This is a genomic window from Paenibacillus sp. W4I10 (genome assembly GCF_030816325.1).
Classification (GTDB): domain Bacteria; phylum Bacillota; class Bacilli; order Paenibacillales; family Paenibacillaceae; genus Paenibacillus; species Paenibacillus amylolyticus_B.
Genome location: NZ_JAUSXX010000001.1, coordinates 4280142 through 4298761, shown reverse-complemented (window position 1 = coordinate 4298761; position 18620 = coordinate 4280142). Strand labels below are relative to the sequence as shown.

Here is an 18620-nt window from a genome sequence, read left to right as displayed (position 1 = left end):
GTTATATTCAGAAAAATATACTTCTATGTTTTTGATCTTTTACTATCCAAATTTCGTTAATTGTTTATAGAGGGGGTGAGGGAGCGTTGAATGATGAAGAGCTTATTCAAGAGATTCGCAAAGGTAGCCGTGCTGCCATGGAAGTACTGGTGAAACGGCATTATCAGTCGATATTTGCTTATGTTTACCGAAAAACTGGAGAGTACCATACTGCTTATGATCTCACTCAAGAGGTATTTGTAAAAATGATGAATTCCTTGAACAAGTATCAGAACACAGGTAAATTCAGTCACTGGTTACTGAAGATTGCAGTGAACCATTGTAGAGATTATTATCGTGGGCGGGAGTTCAAGCAGCAACAAAGAGAGAGTGAATTAACTGAGGATGCGTTCCCTGCCAGTGAACAACAGAATGTTTGGAATATTTTTCATAAGCGATATCAGAACGAGCAAGTCAGGCGGGCAGTATTAAGTTTGCCTGATCACCAGCGAGATGCAGTCATTCTAAACTATTACAATGGATTAAAGATCAGGGAAGTTGCTGAAATTACGGGAACCAATGAATCGACCGTAAAGTCTCGCATTCGATTGGGGATAACGAAATTAAAGGAGATTATTGTGGGAGGTGAACGGGATGAAAAAAAGAGGAAACGGGGATGAATCGAATCCTGTGGCGGAGTTGGAAATAGAAGACTACAACGAAATAGCTTCATATCTGGATGAGTATCCGGTCGAATTTCCATCCGAGATGGAGATTGACAAGACAATTAGAATACTGGATACATATATGCCAGATCACATGAATGCTCACCTGAAACAAAAATCATCTGGGAATTCAGTCAAGGAATTATTCCATTTAGTTTATGGTGAGGTTGCTGTCTTCCACAAATCTTACTGGTTAGTCTGTTTAATGCTCTTGTTGTTCGGCTATTGGCTAGGTACCCACAGTACGACAGACCCTTACATGAGTGTACTCTTTATAGTTCCTGTTCCATTTGTACTTGGTTTGCTAGAAGTTTTCAAAGGTCGAGATCAAGGATTAATGGAAATTGAATTGACCTGCAAAATTACGGCACAGCAACTGATGCTTACCCGGCTAATCGTAGTGCTCACTGGGAATATGGCGTTTGTTTTTTTACTTAATTTACTTATATCAAGCGAAACAGGTGTTTCCTTGTCATGGAGTGCTACCGGCCTTGCGTATACACAGCTTATGATCGCAGCAGGTACAAGTCTATGGCTCGCGATGCGTGTCAGAGGCGGGACAGCCGTCAGTATCTTTCTAATTGTATGGTTCGCACTGGTTTGGCTTGTACTAAGTAATCCCGAATTGAAGACTCTACTTCAATCGATTCAGCCCGCAGTAGTTATAGCGATGGCTCTATGCGGAGTTCTACTATTACTCAGTCAGATCTATGAGATGGCAAGGAAATATACATTAAAGACAGAAAGAGGTTACTCCTTTGATACTGACCATGGATAACGTATCCAAGAAATACAGGAACAAGTTGGCGGTAAAAGAAGTCTCACTTGAACTATCCAGTGGTGGTGTTTACGGCCTCCTTGGACCGAATGGAGCAGGGAAGACAACATTGCTTCGCATGATTGTAGACATTTCCAAGCCCACGTCTGGACAAATTTTGTTGAACGGGCGGCCTATCCAAAACATGGGAGACCGTTATCGAAGTTTGTTGGGCTACATGCCGCAACGATTTGGATTTTATAACCGATTTAGTGCTTATAAATTTCTCATGTATATGTGCTCTTTGAAAGGGATTGGTATTGATCAAGCTTCAGCCCGTGTGCAGGAAACGTTAGTGATGGTGGGCCTTGAAAATCAAGCACAACATAAAATCCGCACATTCTCCGAAGGAATGAAGCAGCGATTGGGAATTGCCCAAGCTTTGCTGAATGATCCACAAATTTTGATTCTTGACGAACCGACAGCTGGATTGGACCCCAAAGAGCGCATTCGATTTCGTAACATTATCGGTGAGTTAGGAAGAGATCGTATTGTAATGTTATCTACGCATATCATTTCTGATTTGGAGTTTTCATGTAAGGAGATGATCCTGATGAATGAAGGGCAGCTCATCGCCCATAATACTCCGGAAGAGATTATGAACCGGATGAAAAATAACGTATGGAAAGCGAAATTAGATCCGCAACAACTTGCTGATCTTACCTCTCATTTCAGAGTGAGTGGTTTGTCTTATGAGTCTGATGGAATCGTAGCCAGAATACTGGCCAAAGAACAGCCTGTGCCGCAAGCCGTACCAGAACCACCTCGGCTTGAAGATGTATATATGCACTATTTTGGAGAGGAGACGAAGTCTTGATTCGCTTAACTCAATTCGAGTTTTATAAAATTATAACGCGTAAAAGTATTGGCATAGCAATGTCTATTTTAATTGTTTTTCTAGTCGTATACTCATTTTGGAGGCATCCTGGGATAATGGATGGTTCCGCCTTTTACAAACCTTATGAAGGTCCTATTACATCAGAGAAGGTAAAAGTCGCACATAATCAATATGATTCCATTTGGGATAGTACCAAAGGTAGATACCAATATGGTGCATTTTACGATATTGTGTTTTTTTCTCCAGAGACGATTAAGAACAGCACACGATATGATGATCGTGGCACCATCATGGAGCGAACAGTGAATGTATCCGAAATTTATTATAATAAACCTTGGGGTTACCTACTGGAATACATTGATCAATTCGGTGTAGTTTTTATGATGATTATGATTCTGCTAGGGTTGGCTCCAGTATTTACCGAAGAATATGTACTAGGTACAGCATCATTATTGCGTAGCAGTAAAAGAGGAAAAAGCAAGCTTGTATCAGCAAAATGCATTGCTTCCATATTGTACGTTGTAATGTGTGCCGTTTTATTTACTGGTGTAAACTTGGTTTTATATTGGTTAAGGTTTGGTAATCTGGCTGGGGCGGATACTTCCATACAGAGCGTGGGTATGTATGTTTACAGCTTTGATTATGAGTTCTCACCGTATACTTTTACTGCTTTTCAATATTATTTAGTTCAATTGTTTACTCATATAGCAGGTAGCTTGGTCTTTGCATCTATTGTTTTACTTGTATCGGTCCTCAGTTCTACATCCTTTATAGCTATAATTACGAATACTGTGATAGTAGGTCTGCCATACTTGGCCTTTGACGTATTAAATTTGAATTCCGGGTCATTAAAATGGGTCGAAAAATTTTCGATAAGTACCATGATACGGGTAACAGGGCTTTATCAAACACCAATAAACTATTCCTTATTCGGACTGAATATGTCTTATTTAACGTTATATATAGTTGTGATGGTTTTCATTACTGTTTCGACTATACTTGCCACATATCGTATATTCCACAGCCGGGAAGTGTTTTCTTGAGTGTAGCTATGAGTAATTCCTTTTTTGAGAAATATGGGTTCGCAGTCACTGCGGGCTTTTTTATATGCAGGAGTACTGGCACTATTTCCAATCTACTTACTCTTTTGATACAGTAACTGTAGGACATATCGGAGGTATATATCATATATGGAACAATGTTTTCATGAATGGGTCATGGAGAACCGTGCCCCATATCGCTCTCGGAGAGGAGTCCATCGAATGAATGTGAATGAACATGTGATTGAACAACAGTCCCTTACCTTTGTGGGCATCAAACGAACGTTCTCTTGTGTGGATGGAGAGAATTTAAGAGGAATTCCTAAGATGTGGCAGGATGCATTGGCAGACGGAATTGAGGAACGTTTAAACGGGTTCAATAACGGAGCCATTCCCGGATTGGTAGGCATCTGTGTAGATCAGCGAGAGCTGCATGAAAATCAAATGGAGTATTGGATTGCTACCTCTCACTCAGGTGAAGTGCCTGAAGGTTTGGTGTCCATCGAACTTCCCGCGTCCCGTTGGGTTGTATTTGAGGCCGATGAATTAAAGCCGGAAGCAATACAACGGTTGTGGCACCATATTATGACAGAGTGGTTTCCTTCCACTTCATATCAGCATGCAGGGATTCCGGAACTTGAAGTATATAGAGGTCACGGCACACCTCCCCAAGTCTGGATACCTGTAAAATCTGTGTGAGCAAGATTGAATTAGGAGGCCGACGATGTTATCCAACAAAGTGATTGATCATTGCCAGGAGCAAGGCTGGTGGCATGAAGATGTTCCAGCGGCATACGAAGAAGCATTACGGAAGCTTGAGATTGATCTTCATTCGGATTTTGCACAATTTTATTTACATGCAGAGGATGGGCCAACATTTTACAGCAGGCATCAGGAGTTGTATCAGATCTGCTGGTTTATGGAGAACACCGTATATATGGAAGACATGAATGTAGCACAGCTTACACTGGGACTTCCCGAGGCATATATTCCAATGGACAGTTTTGAAGGTGAAGGTGGATTTTTCTACAATCGTCAGACGGGAGAAGTGGTGCTGGTGGAACTGGGGGAGTCCATCGAACGGTTTCTTAATGGCGAGAGTAAACCGCAGTGGGCTGATTTCAATGCTTTTCTGGAATGGTATTTCGTCCTGGAGGAGGAGACGGTGCAATGAAAGAGCTGACACCGGAACATGCCGAACTGGAGCGACAGATTATTGAAACCGTAGAAGCCGGTAATGTACTGGACGAGACGCAGCAGCATGAACAAGCCCTCATCTATTATGATCAGGCATGGGGCATGTTGCCGGAGCCAAAGATGGAATGGGAGATTGCAAGCTGGATCGCTTACTGTCATGCGAATGCACATATTGATCTGAAGCAGTATGGACTGGCGAAGCCGTGGGCTGAGATATCGTTAAGTACGCGGAGTTCGGATAGAAGTACGAGTCCATTGATCGATCTCGGCATGATCTGCATGAGACTTGAACAGCATGACGAGGCGTATTCGTATCTGCATCAGGCGTATGAGTTCGGCAGAGAGCGTGCATTTCAGGGAATCCCGAGGGACGTGTTGAGTTATTACAACGAAGAGCGGGCTAAGCGCAAGTAGAGGTAATTCCAACGATACCGTGCAACGAAAAGGGTACCCCGGTTTGGCCAAACATGACCACAGGAGTACCCTTTCAATTATTACGGGATGTTTGACTTCATCTAATCCGAAATGTTACGCGTATAGTATTCAATAATATCCTTACGACGGATAATACCGAGGAAGACACGATCGACATCCACCACAGGCACAAAATTTTGGTCTGCTGCAAGTGTCAGCATATCCTCCATTTCAGCCTCAATGAATACACATTCATTATATACCCGATTGTTAATCTCATGGACTTGAACCTGATCCATCGTATCAAAAGTCAATCCGGGTGTATTTCGCATTTTCCATAACAAATCGCCTTCGGACAGGGTAGCAACATATTTTCCATCCTGGTCAATCACGGGAATGGCGGTGTAGTGGTGCGATTCCAATTGCTCAATAGCATCTTTCATGGAAGCGGTAGACTTGATATAGGCCACTTCGGCTTTGGGGAGTAAAAAATAGCTGATTTCCATCATCGGGCTCCTTTTCAGCCTTTTGCATAGCAAAAAAGCTTTAGTATGTAATCTCACTATCCTTATTTAAACATATTATGTGAGCTTTCGGCTATTTTTAATGATAAATTCGTCAGATTTGTTTCATTGTTTAAATGGCGCTGGAAATCTATAGTGTATATTAGAGGTGATGTAACCATGAAATCCAAACGTAAATTAATGTACGGACTGCTACCCATCTTGTTTGCAGGTGGAATCGGAATGTATCTATACATGCAGAATAACAAAGAAGCAGAAGCCAAGCCCCAGATTACCGTGAATCAGTACATAGAGCATCTGCAAAAAAAAGAATTTGACCAGTTGTACACCTTGATGACACCTGCTTCGCTGCAAGAGTCGGGCATGAACAAGGAACAATTTGTTGAGAAATACAATGCGATCTATTCGGGTATGGAAGTATCCACCGTCATGGCGGAGGTTAAACCTGTGGATGTTGCCGAAACGGCGGCCGATGACAGTAAGACCGATGCGGAGAAACAAAACCCGGATACATATGAGGTGGATTATAACCTGCAGCTGACAACCTTTTTGGGGGAAGTTAGTGAGACGCATACATTGAAACTGGTACGGCAGGAGCTTGAAGATGGAAGCAAAAATTGGAAAATTAACTGGCAGCCCTCGCTGATCCTGAATGACATGATTAAGGGCAGTAAGGTACGCGTGAGGACACTGTTCCCTGAGCGTGGAGACATTGTGGATCGTGATGGCTTGCCACTGGCTACCAAGGGCACGATGAACGAGTGGGGCATTGTACCTGGGAAACTTGGTGATAACCCGGACCAGATGATAACCCGAATCGCAAGTCATTATCAGGTTTCGGAAGATGCCATTCACAAGGCGCTTGCACAGACATGGGTGAAGCCGGAGTACTTTGTCCCGATTGGTTCAACGGAGGAGTTTGACGTACCAGAATCTTTAAGCGGGGTTACGATGCAAAGCAAGGAAATCCGCTATTATCCACTCGGCAATGCGGCTGCGCACCTGATTGGATACGTGCGCAAAGCCACCAAGGAAGATCTGGATAAGGATACAGAAGGCTATTATCGCGCAGAGGATTGGATTGGCAAAGCGGGTTTGGAGCAGTCCATGGAGAAACAGCTGCGTGGTGAACGTGGTGGATTGATTGAAATTACGGATGAATCCGGCAACTCCCGTTCTGAGCTTATTCGCAAGGATGCTGTAGATGGACAGAATGTTCAGCTGACGATTAGCTCCAAACAGCAAAAGAAATTATATCAGACTTTATCCAGTGGTGGAGACGCTGGTGCAATGGTTCTGATGAATCCGACGGACGGCAACCTGCTGGCGTTGGTCAGTGCGCCTTCCTATAACCCGAACAAAATGGTCACAGGACTTACTCAGGCAGAGTGGGATGCTTATTCGGCGAATGAGAAGCTTCCTTTTATCAACAGAGTCACTACCCGATACGCACCAGGATCAACCTTCAAAGCGATTACAGCCGCAGCGGGACTGATGGAGAAGGTGACTACAGCGGACAAAACACATGATATCTCTGGCTTACAATGGCGTAAAGACGATAGTTGGGGCGGTTATTATGTCAAGCGTGTGAAGAGTTTATCTCCAGTAGATATGGTCGATGCACTAGTGTACTCGGACAATATTTACTTTGCCATGGAAGCGATCGAGATGGGCAGCGCCAAGTTTATTGATGGGATCCAGAAGTTTGGTTTTGGCGATAACTTTGGACTGGATGAACTGTATCTGAAGCCAAGCCAATATGCCAATGAAGCACATCTGGATCTGTCTTCCGAGGTATTACTCGCTGATACGTCCTACGGGCAAGGGGAGATGTTAATGTCCCCGATACATCTGGCATCGTCATTTACACCTTTTATTAATGAAGGGAAGCTGGTGAAACCTGTTCTAATCGAGGGAAAAGAAAGCACTGACCCTGAGGTAATCATTACTCCGGAAGCCGCAAATACGGTTAAGGATGCTTTGGGAGAAGTTGTTTCCCGGCAGGGAGGTACGGCCCACACCTTGAATTCAATTCCTGGAGGACTCGCGGGCAAGACGGGAACAGCGGAGCTGAAAGCGAAGAAGGGAGAGAAGGGTCAAGAAAATGGATTTTTCGTAGTATTTGATACCGACTCTCCGACCTTCCTGTTATCCGCTGTGATTGAAGAGGTGAACGGTCGGGGAGGCAGCCACTATGTCGTGGATAAGTTGAAGCCTTTCTTGGAGAAGCTCGAGATGCCAGACGGGGAAAACATTGCAGAAGAATAAAGTGTGTGAAGAACGTAGAGAGAAGTTATAAATAAAAAAACACCGGTAACGGTGTTTTTTTATTTGCAGTTATACCAAGGGTATACGAAATGGATTATATCTTTGTTAAGTATTCGGTTAATTGATTGAGTGTTCCGGTAAACCCCGCTTGTACCATCTCTTTTGCAGCCTCGAAAGTTTGAAGTTCTTCCTCCGTTGGAGATGCGGGAGCAACAGTCAGTGTAATGGCTGTTTCCCCTTCCTCTTCGCTGAACGTTAGAGTATTTAGAGTGTTCATCGGCCAACTTTGGTCAAAGGGTGCACGTACAATGTGACCTTTCTCGTCAGAAAAGAAACTGGTGTATATAATTTTCTCTGATGCAATAATCTCACTGTATACGAATTTGACCCACATGGTGTCACCGTCAGCAGGTTTCTGGCTGTAATGAAAGACACCGCCCGGACGAAAATCTGATTCAGCAACATTTAACGACCAACCTTTTGGGCCCCACCAGTTCTGCAGATGTTCTGAGTCGGTAAATGCTTTAAACACAAGTTCGCGTGTAGCATTGAAACGATAAGAGATTTCAACTGGACTAGACATTGTGTTTCCTCCAATAGTTTTAGGATAAGGTTAGCCATTATTTTCTTGCAGTGATCATGAAGCGTGCCGAGTTGGTACGAATTCCTTTCTCGTGGTGATGTTCATTCACAAACTGCTGGAATCGCTCAAAGTCCGTTTCTACCTTTCCGAAATCAGGAATAATGGGGGCATGGGTTAGGAGAAACATCAAGTCTTCGGGTGTAGCGTAATGCTCCACCACATTATATTCACGGACCTGAATGTCATGGAAACCTGCTATTTGAAGTTCATGCTTGTATCGTTCCATCAATGTGCCGGGTTGAATGCCAAGGCTCTGTCCACGTCCAAAAGCTTCTGAAAGGTTAGATTTATCATGTTCGCTGACCTGCTGGGTTAGAAATATCCCACCCTGAGCAAGAACCCTAAATACTTCTGAAGCAGAGAATCCGGAGTGTCTGGAAGATACCACATTAAAGAAGTAATCTGGAAAATACAGTTTTTCTGCGTCCATATGAAGAAAGCGTACATTGGAATGAGTTCCCGCGGAATGAGCTTCCGCAGCCAGAATATTCTGTTGTGCAGTTTCAATCATTCCTTGAGCGAGATCAATTCCCACCAATAACAAGGCTTCTTCTGCAATGGATAGAACAGCTTCTCCACCGCCTGTTCCAATATCGAGTAACAGATCGGACGATCGTGTATGGCGAACAACTTCCTCATAGAAGTTCCATCCGATGTTCTCCGAGACAACGTTCATGGAGCTGAAGTTCCAGCCATTCGTCCGGCCTACGCGTTCATAAAAGTCAGCGTAATCTATTTTGTTTTTCATTTTCATACTCCTCCAATGTGATTTGTTTGAACAGGACAAGAGAGTTGTACCGAATCGTTCTATTGTAAATTTGTCGAATGGGATCAAATGGACAGACGTGTCCCTTGATAGCTGGTACGCGTTTTGACCCAGCCCGACAACTATGTACTTCGAACAATACGGAGCAACATCCGTGTCACCTCACAAGTTGGAATGTCTTCATTATATTCAATTGACAGCGTATTCGCGAGGTGTTATTTTGAGGTGGAATGTATTCTATGAGTTCGAGGTGATCGATGGTGGCTATTCGTGCTAAGCAGATTTTTGTTAATTTACCTGTTCAAGATTTGAAGAAATCCGTTGAGTTTTTTACCAAGATGGGCTTTGAGTTTGACGCCAATTTTACGGACGAGTCTGCTACTTGTATGATCATCGGGGAAAATATTTACGCCATGCTTCTGGTGGAGGAACGTTTCCAATCCTTCATCTCGAAAAAAATCTCCAATGCTGCCGATACAACCGAAGTCATCGTTGCCCTGTCTGTAGATAGCCGAGAGCAGGTAGATGTAATTGTACAAGCTGCCCTCGATGCAGGCGCGAAACCATACAACGAACCGCAGGATCATGGATTCATGTATGGATGGAGTTTTCAAGATCTGGATGATCACCTTTGGGAAGTCTCCTATATGGACCTAAGTGCTTTCCCTTCAGCGTGACAAAATGAAAATAAGTAGAACCTTCCTAGTGTAATAGGAAGGTTTTTTTGCATCCATTTATTACCGGAAGTATGCATTCACACATCCCCATGTACATGGACATGAATAGGATAACCCGAGCTTGTTAAAAACGATCACAGGGAGATGACCATGACTCGTTCAAACGTGAAAAGTTATCGCTATCGTGTTGGAAAAAAGCAATATATCGTAATCCAGATTCACCAAACGGCGAAGGGTTATGCCGACTCAGGGAATGTACTTGCAAGTAATGCAGTTAACGTGCAGATCATGAAACAGAAAGGTCGCCGTTCTTCTCGCAAACGTTAGTCTGGCAGCAGAAAAGAGAAGTGGGGAGGGGATGAATGATGAGTACACGTAAAAAGAAAGCAAAACAGGTTAACCGGGTGGACGTGGACAAAAGCCGTTTGAAATTCCAGGCACGACAGTCAGCCAAAGCTTCGGTTGGACAGGGCGGTAATGCATTTGCGATCAATGCCAACGAACTGGGCAACATCCGGGTGCGCGCAGGACAGCAGGGCTGAACAGGAGGAGATACCGCGTGTCGGTATCTCCTTTATGCTTTATGGAAACACGCACCGAATTTATCCGGATAACATATGGTGTATTTTACCTTTTTGCTATATGATAAGTGTCGATTCATGTTGACGTTTTGTATCGAAAGATGCCATAAGCTCATGTACTAGAAAGTTAGAAGGTAAGTATACATACGTTTCTTTTTGATGGAGGGATTAGGATGTATTGTCACATATGTGGGACCAAAAGTAGTCCTGGGGATAGTAAGTGCAGAACGTGTAACACAAAACTGAAAGATGCAAGCTCCACAGAGGAACAGATCTGGGCGGAAACAGCCGTGGGTTTGGAAAAAAGAACAGAGGAATCAGCCAAATTATTATCCCGGCAGCAACAGCCTGCACCGAGACAGGGCAACACCAGTCAAGGCCGCGCATTTAGTTGGATCATTCCACTGCTACTGGCAGCCGTGATGGGGGCTTTACTAACGTTCTACTATAAGCAGGAGATGGGTATTAATGCGGAGGTGAATTCTCTGCATCAACAGGCGGAACAAGCGGCCCTGGGAGGTAAATACAAAGAAGCACTGCAGTTGCTAGACACCGCTCTAGTGAAACGACCAAACTATAATGCACTTGTACAGGATCGCCAAATTACGGCGAAAGCGTTCAATCTGATGAATCAGTTGAATGAGGCTGCCACAAGTCTGAAAACAGGAAAACTCTCAGAAGGAGACAAATCCATTCAGGCAGTAGCGAAAGCACTGAAAGAGCGAGAAGAGCTCGTTTTCACCAAAGTACGTGCCACATTAAGTAATAGAAAGATTACGCTGGCTGTATTGAAGGTGAAAAAAGAAATCGATAGTTTGACGACAGTAGAGGCGCTGGCTGAGAAGCTGGATACGATATCGAATCTGAAGGGTGAGGAAGCCGAAGCAGTAGAGAAGCAAATTGTTGATAAGCTGGCAGGGATTAGCTACAAGCAGGCTGAGCAGCAAGTCAAGACAAAGGATTTTACAGCGGCATTGCAAACGGTCGATCAAGGGCTGTCTTATGCGCCGGAGGATGACAAACTGACAGCGTATCGTGATCGGGTGCTGAGTGAGAAGAAGAGTTTCGAGAAAGCGGAAGCCGAACGGATTCAACTTGCCGAACAACAGGCAGCAGAAGAAGATCTGAAGAATCGAACGTCGGCAGTGAGCATTGTGAATGTCGAAGCAACGCTTGATATGTATGGTGACCTGTATATTAGCGGTTCAATCATTAACAATGCAACTCGGCCGATCTCTTCCGTCACCGTCATGGTCGATATTTATGGTACAGACGGTACTTATTTGGGCCAAACCTATGTGGATGTGTATCCAAGCTGGATTGAAGTGGGTGAAGAAGGATTTTTTGAGACGTATTACTATGGTGTATACCAAGAAGCAGAAGTATCTGTTGTGAATGCAACGTGGTATCTGGAATAGGAGGACAGGTTGGAATGGGCAAACGAATATGGAGCACCATTATATCCAGTGCAATCATTATAGGAGTCGGAGCAGGAGGCGTGTTCTGGATTCCCAGTTATACAGCAGATCAGTTGCAGGCTGAGCCCAGATTGGCTGTTGTTAATGCGAAGGAAACAGAAACCGCAGCATCCAAACCGTCCTCCAAGACAGTCGTGAAGAAAACACGTAAACAGATTATTGAAGAGAGTCAGAAGAAAGTGGTTACGATCGAGAGCAGCAGCGGACTAGGCTCCGGTTTTCTATATAATGATCAGGGAGATGTTGTAACCAATGCTCATGTGGTAGAAGGTTCGAAGGAAGTGACGATACGTACCCTGAATCATGAGGAATATAAAGGAACAGTAATCGGAATCGGGGAAGAAACAGATATTGCTGTCGTTCGAGTACCTGATCTGAAAAAGGTGAAACCGCTGGCTATCGCCAAATCTAAAGCCGAGACTGGAGATGAAATCCTAGCTCTGGGGAGCCCGCTCGGTTTCGAGAACACGGTAACTACAGGCATTATCAGCGGTGTTGGACGCAGCTTCGAAATTGCGCCTTACATTTACAGCAATCTGTATCAGATCTCGGCGCCGATTACCCATGGCAACAGTGGCGGACCACTAATTAACGCAGAGACGGGCGAAGTACTTGGTATTAACTCAGCCGTTGTGGAGCAGGAGGGCGGAATTGGGTTCAGTATCCCTATCACCAGCGTGCTGAAGCAGGTGCAAGCCTGGTCCAAGAAGCCATCCAGCACATCGGCGGTTCAGACGGCTGGTGGTAATGGATCGGGATCGATCTCAGCTTCTGCAAAAGCAGAAGGGGTGGTGACCGAGTTTTACAACAATCTGAATCTAAGTGACTATGTTACAGCTTATGCTTTGCTCGGCAGTGAATGGCAGAGCGGCACAAGTTATGCCAAATTTCGTGAGGGTTACCTCAATACCAGTTATGTGACTATTGGAGAGGTCTCTTCTATAGACAAGGGCAATGATGGGATGGAAGTGACAGCAGTGATTACAGCCGATGAACGCAGGGACGGCGAATATGTAACGACGAAGTATAGGGTTACATATCAGGTTGCTTCTGAGAATGGTCAATTGAAAATATTGCATGGTAAAGGTAAGAAAATAACATAAAATAAATCATCAAAGGAGAGTTGGCTGATGTGCCACTCTCCTTTTTGATTGCTTATATTCGATGCATCTGTTAAAATACAGAACGAATGTTCAGTATGCATGGGACGGAGTGAAATGGAATGAATATGAATAAAAAGCAACTTCAAACCGAGCAGACCAAGAAGAAACTTGCGGATGCTTCCAAAGCCCTTTTTGTACAAAAAGGCTATAAAGCAACGTCCATTGAGGATATTGTAGCTGCGACGGGCAGCAGCAAAGGCAATATATATTACCATTTTAAAAGTAAGGAAGGTCTGTTCCTCTATCTAATCGATGAGTGGGATCGGGAGTGGGAAGAGAATTGGGCGGCCAAAGAACATCTCTATCACACCTCCACGGAGAAGATTTATGGTTTAGCGGAACAATTAGTTCTGGACGATATGAATCACCCCCTGACGAAGGCGGCTGATGAGTTCTTCACAGGAGAAAAGAAAGAAAATGATATTGAGGAGCGGATCTCCTTAATGTTTGAGCGGCATCTACAATTCAACAAACAAATGATAGAACAAGGGATTGAGAGCGGTGAGTTCAAAGCAGACAAAGTAGATCATCTCGCACTGATATTGGAAAGTACCATTATTGGTCTTAGTCAGATGTCACGGGGGATGGAGCCTGATCAGGCTCTTGCGTTATACCGCCAGGCCGCCAGTGTATTCTTACATGGGATTGCAAAGGATAAAGCTTAAGCAACATTTTGACAACTACGGAGGATGGAATCATGGCATTATTAACACGGAACAGGGGCGCACTGCTGCTGTTAATGTTTAACATTTTTCTTGTTTTTACGGGTATTGGTCTGGTTGTGCCGATTATGCCTGCGTATATGGATCTTCTCCATATCACTGGATTCACAGTTGGATTGCTGGTCGCGGCATTCTCCTTCACACAGTTTCTGTTCTCCCCGCTTGCGGGTCGTTGGTCGGATACGTGGGGACGTAAAAAAATTATCGTTGGCGGTATGCTAATCTTTGCCGTATCGGAGTTTATGTTTGGTGCGGTTAATGCACCGGTTCTGCTCTTCGCAGCCCGGATGCTTGGTGGTATTGGTGCGGCGATGATCTTCCCGGCCGTTATGGCTTACACCGCAGATATTACAACAGAGGAAGAACGCGGCAAAGGTATGGGATTGATTAATGCAGCGATTACAACCGGATTTATTATCGGTCCGGGAATTGGTGGGTATATTGCGGACTTTGGCATTCGAATTCCGTTCTACGCCGCTGGGGTTGCCGGTTTGCTGGCATCCATCATTACATTGATTATTTTGCCGGAATCTGCACGAAGCACAGGAGAACAAAGTAAACCTATCCCTGGCTTAACGAAGGTCAAAGCTCCGGGTATGGTATCCCAATTGCTGAATTCATACCGTGAACCGTACTTTTTCAGCTTGATTATTGTATTTGTTATGGCATTTGGTCTGGCGAACTACGAGACGGTATTTTCACTGTTTGTGGATCATAAGTTTGGCTTCACGACCAAAGACATTGCATTTATCATTACATTTGGTTCCATCGCGGGTGCGGTTGTGCAAGTATCCCTGATCGGTTGGTTGCTCAATCGGTTTGGTGAAAAGATGGTCATTTCAGTCTGTCTGTTATTTGTAGCCGTATTTGTACTATTGACCTTGTTTGTAAGTACGTACTGGATGATTCTTGTCGTAACGTTTATCGTCTTTCTGGGTATGGACATTTTGCGTCCGGCGATCAGTACACAGATGTCCAAACTGGCACAAGAACAACAGGGCTTTGTGGCCGGATTGAACTCGGCGTATACCAGTTTGGGGAATATCGCAGGCCCGATCGTAGCTGGAGCATTGTTCGATGTGAATATTAACTATCCTTATGTTTCTGCAGCAGCGGTTTTGGCGATCTGTTTCCTGTTATCCCTACGGGTACTTAGAGGTGCCAAAGCGGTAAAACAACCGAAGGCTGAAATGTAATTTTATAATTGGAAATGAAGTACATTAACACAAAAAAACAGTCGATCACACCTAACGTGTGGTCGACTGTTTTTTATTATGATATTAAAGGATTACGGTATTAACGAATTTCTCCATTCGTTTCAATCAGTTTTTGATACCAGTGGAAACTCTGTTTGCGGATACGTCTCAATTCCTTGATATCGAATTCCTCACGATCCACATAGATGAATCCATAACGTTTGCTTGATCCTTGATGTGTGCTAACCAGATCAATCGCAGACCAAGGGCAGAAGCCAAATACGTCCACGCCGTCCGTAATCGCCAGTTGAATCTGCTCGATATGTTTATTGAAGAATTCAATACGATATGGATCGTTAACCACGTCGCCTTTCTCCAGCTTATCAAAGGCACCCAGACCGTTTTCCGTAACAATCAATGGCAGATGATAACGGGAGTAGATCTGGCGAAGGGTAGAGCGGAAGCCCACCGGATCAATTTCCCAGCCAAACTCTGTTTTTTGCAGATTGGGATTCACAGATCCTCTGTATGCCCCTGGCTCACCTACGATTTCATGCTGATCTCCTGTATGAGAGAAGTCATTGCCATCGTTGAGACTTTCACCAACCGTTTGGGAAGTATAGTAGTTAAACGCAATAAAGTCAGGGTTTCCTTGAGCCAGGATGTCCATATCTCCGTCTTCAATGACAGGCGTATATCCTTTCTCTTCGAGATAACTCCAGGCAATATGATTATAACGTCCATATACAGCCATATCGAGATAGAGCCAGTTACGAATGGCAGCATAGTTATCAGCCGCGAGTGTGTCTTCTGGTTTGGAGCTCGCCGGGTAAATTACACCGATATTAGGGGCTGGGCCAATTTTGGCTTCAGGCAGCATTTCATGACATAGCACCATGGCTTTAGCTTGAGCAACCAGCATGTGGTGATTTTGCTGATACAGTGTTTTTTGCGGATCAACAAGTGTTGTATCCAGTGTACCCAGAGAGCCGGGATGCAGGATCAGCATATTTTGTTCGTTAATGGTCAACCAATATTTGACCCGATCTCCGTAGTTCTCATAAAGGGTCTTGGCATATTGTTCAAACGCATCAATCGTTGCACGGTTGGACCAGCCACCTTTTTCTTCAAGCGCATAAGGAAGATCGAAGTGATACATGGTCACAATGGGCTCAATACCGTATTTAATTAATTCATTAATGAGGGAATCGTAAAAGGCGAGCCCTTTCGGATTCACTTCACCTGCTCCTTGCGGATAGATGCGTGTCCATGCGATGGAGAAGCGATAGGCTTTGAAGCCCATTTCAGCCAGCAACGCCACATCTTCTTTGTACATATGATAGTGATCACTGGTTACCTTGAAGTCGGTTACGCCTTCCACATGATTGCCCATGTCGATGACAGAAGGGCCTTTGCCATCTTCATTCCAGGCTCCCTCAATCTGATAGGCAGAGGTTGAACCTCCCCAGAAGAAATCTTTAGGAAATGGTTTCAGTTGAGTATGTTTCATGGTTAGTTCCTCCTAAGTTGAATTCATATAATATAAGTTGGATCAGACAACGAGAGTCAAAAGGACATCGTTTTTCTGTACATGCTCTTGAGTTGTTTCGAATACATCCACTTCTTGCTGCGTTAGGGTAACAATAACAGGTGTTACGGTTTCATATCCGGCTTCCTTGATCTTATCGATGTCAAACTGGATCAACAGATCGCCCTGTCTGACGATATCCCCTTCCTGAACGACAGGAGAGAAGTGTTTTCCTTTTAGCGCTACTGTGTTGATGCCAATATGAATCAGAATCTCCGTACCTGCATTGGTTGTTAATCCAATGGCATGTCCTGTTGGGAAGAGGGAAGTGACAACGCCATCTACGGGAGCGACAACTTCGCCAATCTCAGGCACAATCGCCAAACCTTTGCCCATAGCACCAGTCGAGAAGGCTGGGTCATTAATGGTGCTCAGTGCTACGGCTTTACCTGTAAGTGGGCTATAAATTTGTTCTTTCTTGATCTCCGTTGTTTTGGTCTCAGGTATGACAGGAAGCTCTACCGGCGTACTTTCAGCCGATGTGCTGGAGACAGATTCGTTTGTCTCGGAAACTGTGGTTTTGCTTTCATAACCAAACATCACCGTTAATACCGCTGCTACCGCAAAGGAGCAGGCAATCGCAATTACGTAGACAACCGTTGGTGTATAGACGGGAATGGCAAATATATTGTGGAACACATAAGCAGTCATTTTAACACCAAAGTGACCATTAATGGCACCGCCGATCGCACCTGCGATGACTACGATAGGAATTACACGTTTATAACGCAAGATCAGACCGTATACGATTGGTTCAGTTACTCCTGCAAGTAAACCGGTAAGGCTGGTCGAGCCAGCAAGGGTTCGCAGGGTTTTATTCTTTTTGGCTTTCAGGAAAATACCGAAGGCTACACCGATTTGTGCAAATACAGCTGCAGCAGCCATGGCTTCAATCGGATCGCCGCCAACCCCGATATTCTGTATCGTGATTGGAGTGAAGCCCCAGTGGAGTCCAAAGACAACCATGAAGGTCATGAATCCACCGAGTACAATCCCTGATAATATACCGCTGACACCAATGAGCCAAGTTACGCCGGAGGAGATCCAGTCACCTACCGTGGTGCCGAATGGTCCAAAGGCCATTGCGGACAGCGGAACCATAATCATCAAAGCAATCATCGGTACAAGGAACAATTGCAGGTCTTTCAAAATGATTTTTTTGAGTAACTTATCAAGAACAGCATAAATACTAATCGATATGAAGATTGGGAATACGCTGGCTGAATAATTCATCATCACAACCGGTATACCCAGGAACGATACATCTGAGCCCTTATCCATCAGCCCGGTGAAGCTCGGTTCCATCAGAGCGGCACCAATTACGCCAGCTACATAAGGATTGGCTTTCAGCTTCATACCCAGTGTGATGCCAAGGAAGATGGGCAAGAAATAAAATACAGCGTTGCCGGCAGCGGATAAAATCAAGTATGTGTCACTTGTATCCGACATCCATCCGAGCATGGTCAGGACAGTCAGCAAAGCTTTTAGCATACCTGATCCTGCCATAGCCGGGATTAACGGCGAGAAACTTCCGGATATAATTTCAAAAACTTTGGATAACAGCGAGGTTTTTTCCCCTGTGGACTCAGCCGATGAGGAGGAATCTCCTCCAAAATCCCGGTTTTTCATAATCTCCGCATATACATGAGCCACGTTACTACCGATGACAACCTGGAACTGGCCGCCGCTTTCGACAACGGTAATAATACCATCGTGTTTTTCCAGCGTTTCGCGTTCGGCCTTTTTCGAATCTTTCAGGTCAAATCTCAGCCGGGTCGCACAGTGGACAAGACCATTGATATTGGCTTCTCCGCCGACGAGACGAACGATATCATCCCCCATTTTTTTATGATCCATGTTCATTCTCCTTTGTTGTTAAGATTGCCTGAAAACAAAAAATACCTAAACGAATGGCTATGATCATCGGAAAGATGACCTGTTGCCAATCATTTAGGTATCGCCTGCTTGAGCAGTAACAATCCTTGTCGTTAAGTTGTGAGACCT

The 18620-nt window shown here is 44.5% G+C and carries 20 protein-coding genes; 15 read left to right on the top strand and 5 right to left on the bottom strand.

Features of this window, described 5'->3' with window-relative positions:
- The first annotated feature begins 86 nt into the window (after positions 1–86).
- From QF049_RS19300 to QF049_RS19270, 7 genes are all read left to right on the top strand, one after another.
- Positions 87–659 (top strand): RNA polymerase sigma factor, encoded by a 573-nt coding sequence (locus tag QF049_RS19300; RefSeq protein WP_307539805.1) that lies wholly within the window; start codon positions 87–89, stop codon positions 657–659.
- Positions 634–1482 carry an ABC transporter permease subunit gene (locus QF049_RS19295; protein ID WP_307539803.1) on the top strand — a complete coding sequence of 283 codons (849 nt, stop codon included), beginning with the start codon at positions 634–636 and terminating at the stop codon, positions 1480–1482. The genes QF049_RS19300 and QF049_RS19295 overlap by 26 nt, the downstream gene beginning before the upstream one ends.
- Entirely contained in the window at positions 1475–2338 is an 864-nt protein-coding gene (locus QF049_RS19290) for an ABC transporter ATP-binding protein (protein ID WP_307539801.1), read from the top strand. Before QF049_RS19295 ends, QF049_RS19290 begins: the two co-directional genes overlap by 8 nt.
- Entirely contained in the window at positions 2335–3402 is a 1068-nt protein-coding gene (locus QF049_RS19285) for a hypothetical protein (RefSeq protein WP_307539799.1), read from the top strand. Before QF049_RS19290 ends, QF049_RS19285 begins: the two co-directional genes overlap by 4 nt.
- Positions 3403–3621: 219 nt before the next feature.
- A complete protein-coding gene (locus tag QF049_RS19280; protein ID WP_307539797.1) occupies positions 3622–4098 on the top strand; it encodes a GyrI-like domain-containing protein in 477 nt (158 codons plus the stop codon).
- A 25-nt stretch (positions 4099–4123) separates the two neighbouring features.
- Positions 4124–4573: a hypothetical protein gene (locus tag QF049_RS19275; protein ID WP_307539795.1), complete on the top strand. Its 450-nt coding sequence runs from the start codon at positions 4124–4126 to the stop codon at positions 4571–4573.
- Positions 4570–5010, top strand: a complete 441-nt coding sequence (locus tag QF049_RS19270; protein ID WP_307539793.1) for a hypothetical protein — start codon at positions 4570–4572, stop codon at positions 5008–5010. The genes QF049_RS19275 and QF049_RS19270 overlap by 4 nt, the downstream gene beginning before the upstream one ends.
- Positions 5011–5111: 101 nt before the next feature.
- Here the strand turns inward: QF049_RS19270 and QF049_RS19265 are convergent, their stop codons facing one another.
- Positions 5112–5516 carry a CBS domain-containing protein gene (locus QF049_RS19265; protein ID WP_074093601.1) on the bottom strand — a complete coding sequence of 135 codons (405 nt, stop codon included), beginning with the start codon at positions 5514–5516 and terminating at the stop codon, positions 5112–5114.
- A 177-nt stretch (positions 5517–5693) separates the two neighbouring features.
- Between QF049_RS19265 and pbp4 the strand changes: the two genes are divergently transcribed.
- Positions 5694–7802, top strand: coding sequence for a penicillin-binding protein PBP4(5) (gene pbp4, locus QF049_RS19260; protein WP_307539791.1), 2109 nt, complete (start codon positions 5694–5696; stop codon positions 7800–7802).
- A 94-nt stretch (positions 7803–7896) separates the two neighbouring features.
- Here pbp4 and QF049_RS19255 read toward each other — a convergent pair whose 3' ends face one another.
- A complete protein-coding gene (locus QF049_RS19255) occupies positions 7897–8385 on the bottom strand; it encodes an SRPBCC family protein (RefSeq protein ID WP_307539788.1) in 489 nt (162 codons plus the stop codon).
- Positions 8386–8422: 37 nt separating this feature from the next.
- On the bottom strand, positions 8423–9193 hold the full coding sequence (locus QF049_RS19250) for a class I SAM-dependent methyltransferase (RefSeq protein ID WP_307539786.1): 771 nt from the start codon (positions 9191–9193) through the stop codon (positions 8423–8425).
- 278 nt (positions 9194–9471) lie between these two features.
- Between QF049_RS19250 and QF049_RS19245 the strand changes: the two genes are divergently transcribed.
- The 7 genes from QF049_RS19245 (at position 9472) to QF049_RS19215 (ending at position 15028) form a co-directional block, all read left to right on the top strand.
- Positions 9472–9888 (top strand): VOC family protein, encoded by a 417-nt coding sequence (locus tag QF049_RS19245; protein WP_307543340.1) that lies wholly within the window; start codon positions 9472–9474, stop codon positions 9886–9888.
- Positions 9889–10053: 165 nt separating this feature from the next.
- Positions 10054–10215, top strand: a complete 162-nt coding sequence (locus tag QF049_RS19240) for a hypothetical protein (RefSeq protein ID WP_307539784.1) — start codon at positions 10054–10056, stop codon at positions 10213–10215.
- A gap of 38 nt (positions 10216–10253) precedes the next feature.
- Positions 10254–10430: a hypothetical protein gene (locus tag QF049_RS19235; protein ID WP_190945045.1), complete on the top strand. Its 177-nt coding sequence runs from the start codon at positions 10254–10256 to the stop codon at positions 10428–10430.
- A gap of 335 nt (positions 10431–10765) precedes the next feature.
- Positions 10766–11887 (top strand): FxLYD domain-containing protein, encoded by a 1122-nt coding sequence (locus tag QF049_RS19230; RefSeq protein ID WP_307539781.1) that lies wholly within the window; start codon positions 10766–10768, stop codon positions 11885–11887.
- Between the two features lie 14 nt (positions 11888–11901).
- A complete protein-coding gene (locus QF049_RS19225) occupies positions 11902–13050 on the top strand; it encodes a S1C family serine protease (RefSeq protein ID WP_307539779.1) in 1149 nt (382 codons plus the stop codon).
- A gap of 125 nt (positions 13051–13175) precedes the next feature.
- Entirely contained in the window at positions 13176–13775 is a 600-nt protein-coding gene (locus QF049_RS19220; RefSeq protein ID WP_307543338.1) for a TetR/AcrR family transcriptional regulator, read from the top strand.
- Positions 13776–13807: 32 nt separating this feature from the next.
- A complete protein-coding gene (locus QF049_RS19215) occupies positions 13808–15028 on the top strand; it encodes an MFS transporter (RefSeq protein WP_036605966.1) in 1221 nt (406 codons plus the stop codon).
- A gap of 100 nt (positions 15029–15128) precedes the next feature.
- On the opposite strand, the gene QF049_RS19210 is transcribed toward QF049_RS19215, so the two are convergent.
- Complete coding sequence (locus QF049_RS19210; protein WP_307539777.1) at positions 15129–16538, bottom strand: glycoside hydrolase family 1 protein; 1410 nt, start codon at positions 16536–16538, stop codon at positions 15129–15131.
- A gap of 42 nt (positions 16539–16580) precedes the next feature.
- Positions 16581–18473: a beta-glucoside-specific PTS transporter subunit IIABC gene (locus QF049_RS19205; protein WP_307539775.1), complete on the bottom strand. Its 1893-nt coding sequence runs from the start codon at positions 18471–18473 to the stop codon at positions 16581–16583.
- Positions 18474–18620 lie beyond the last annotated feature (147 nt).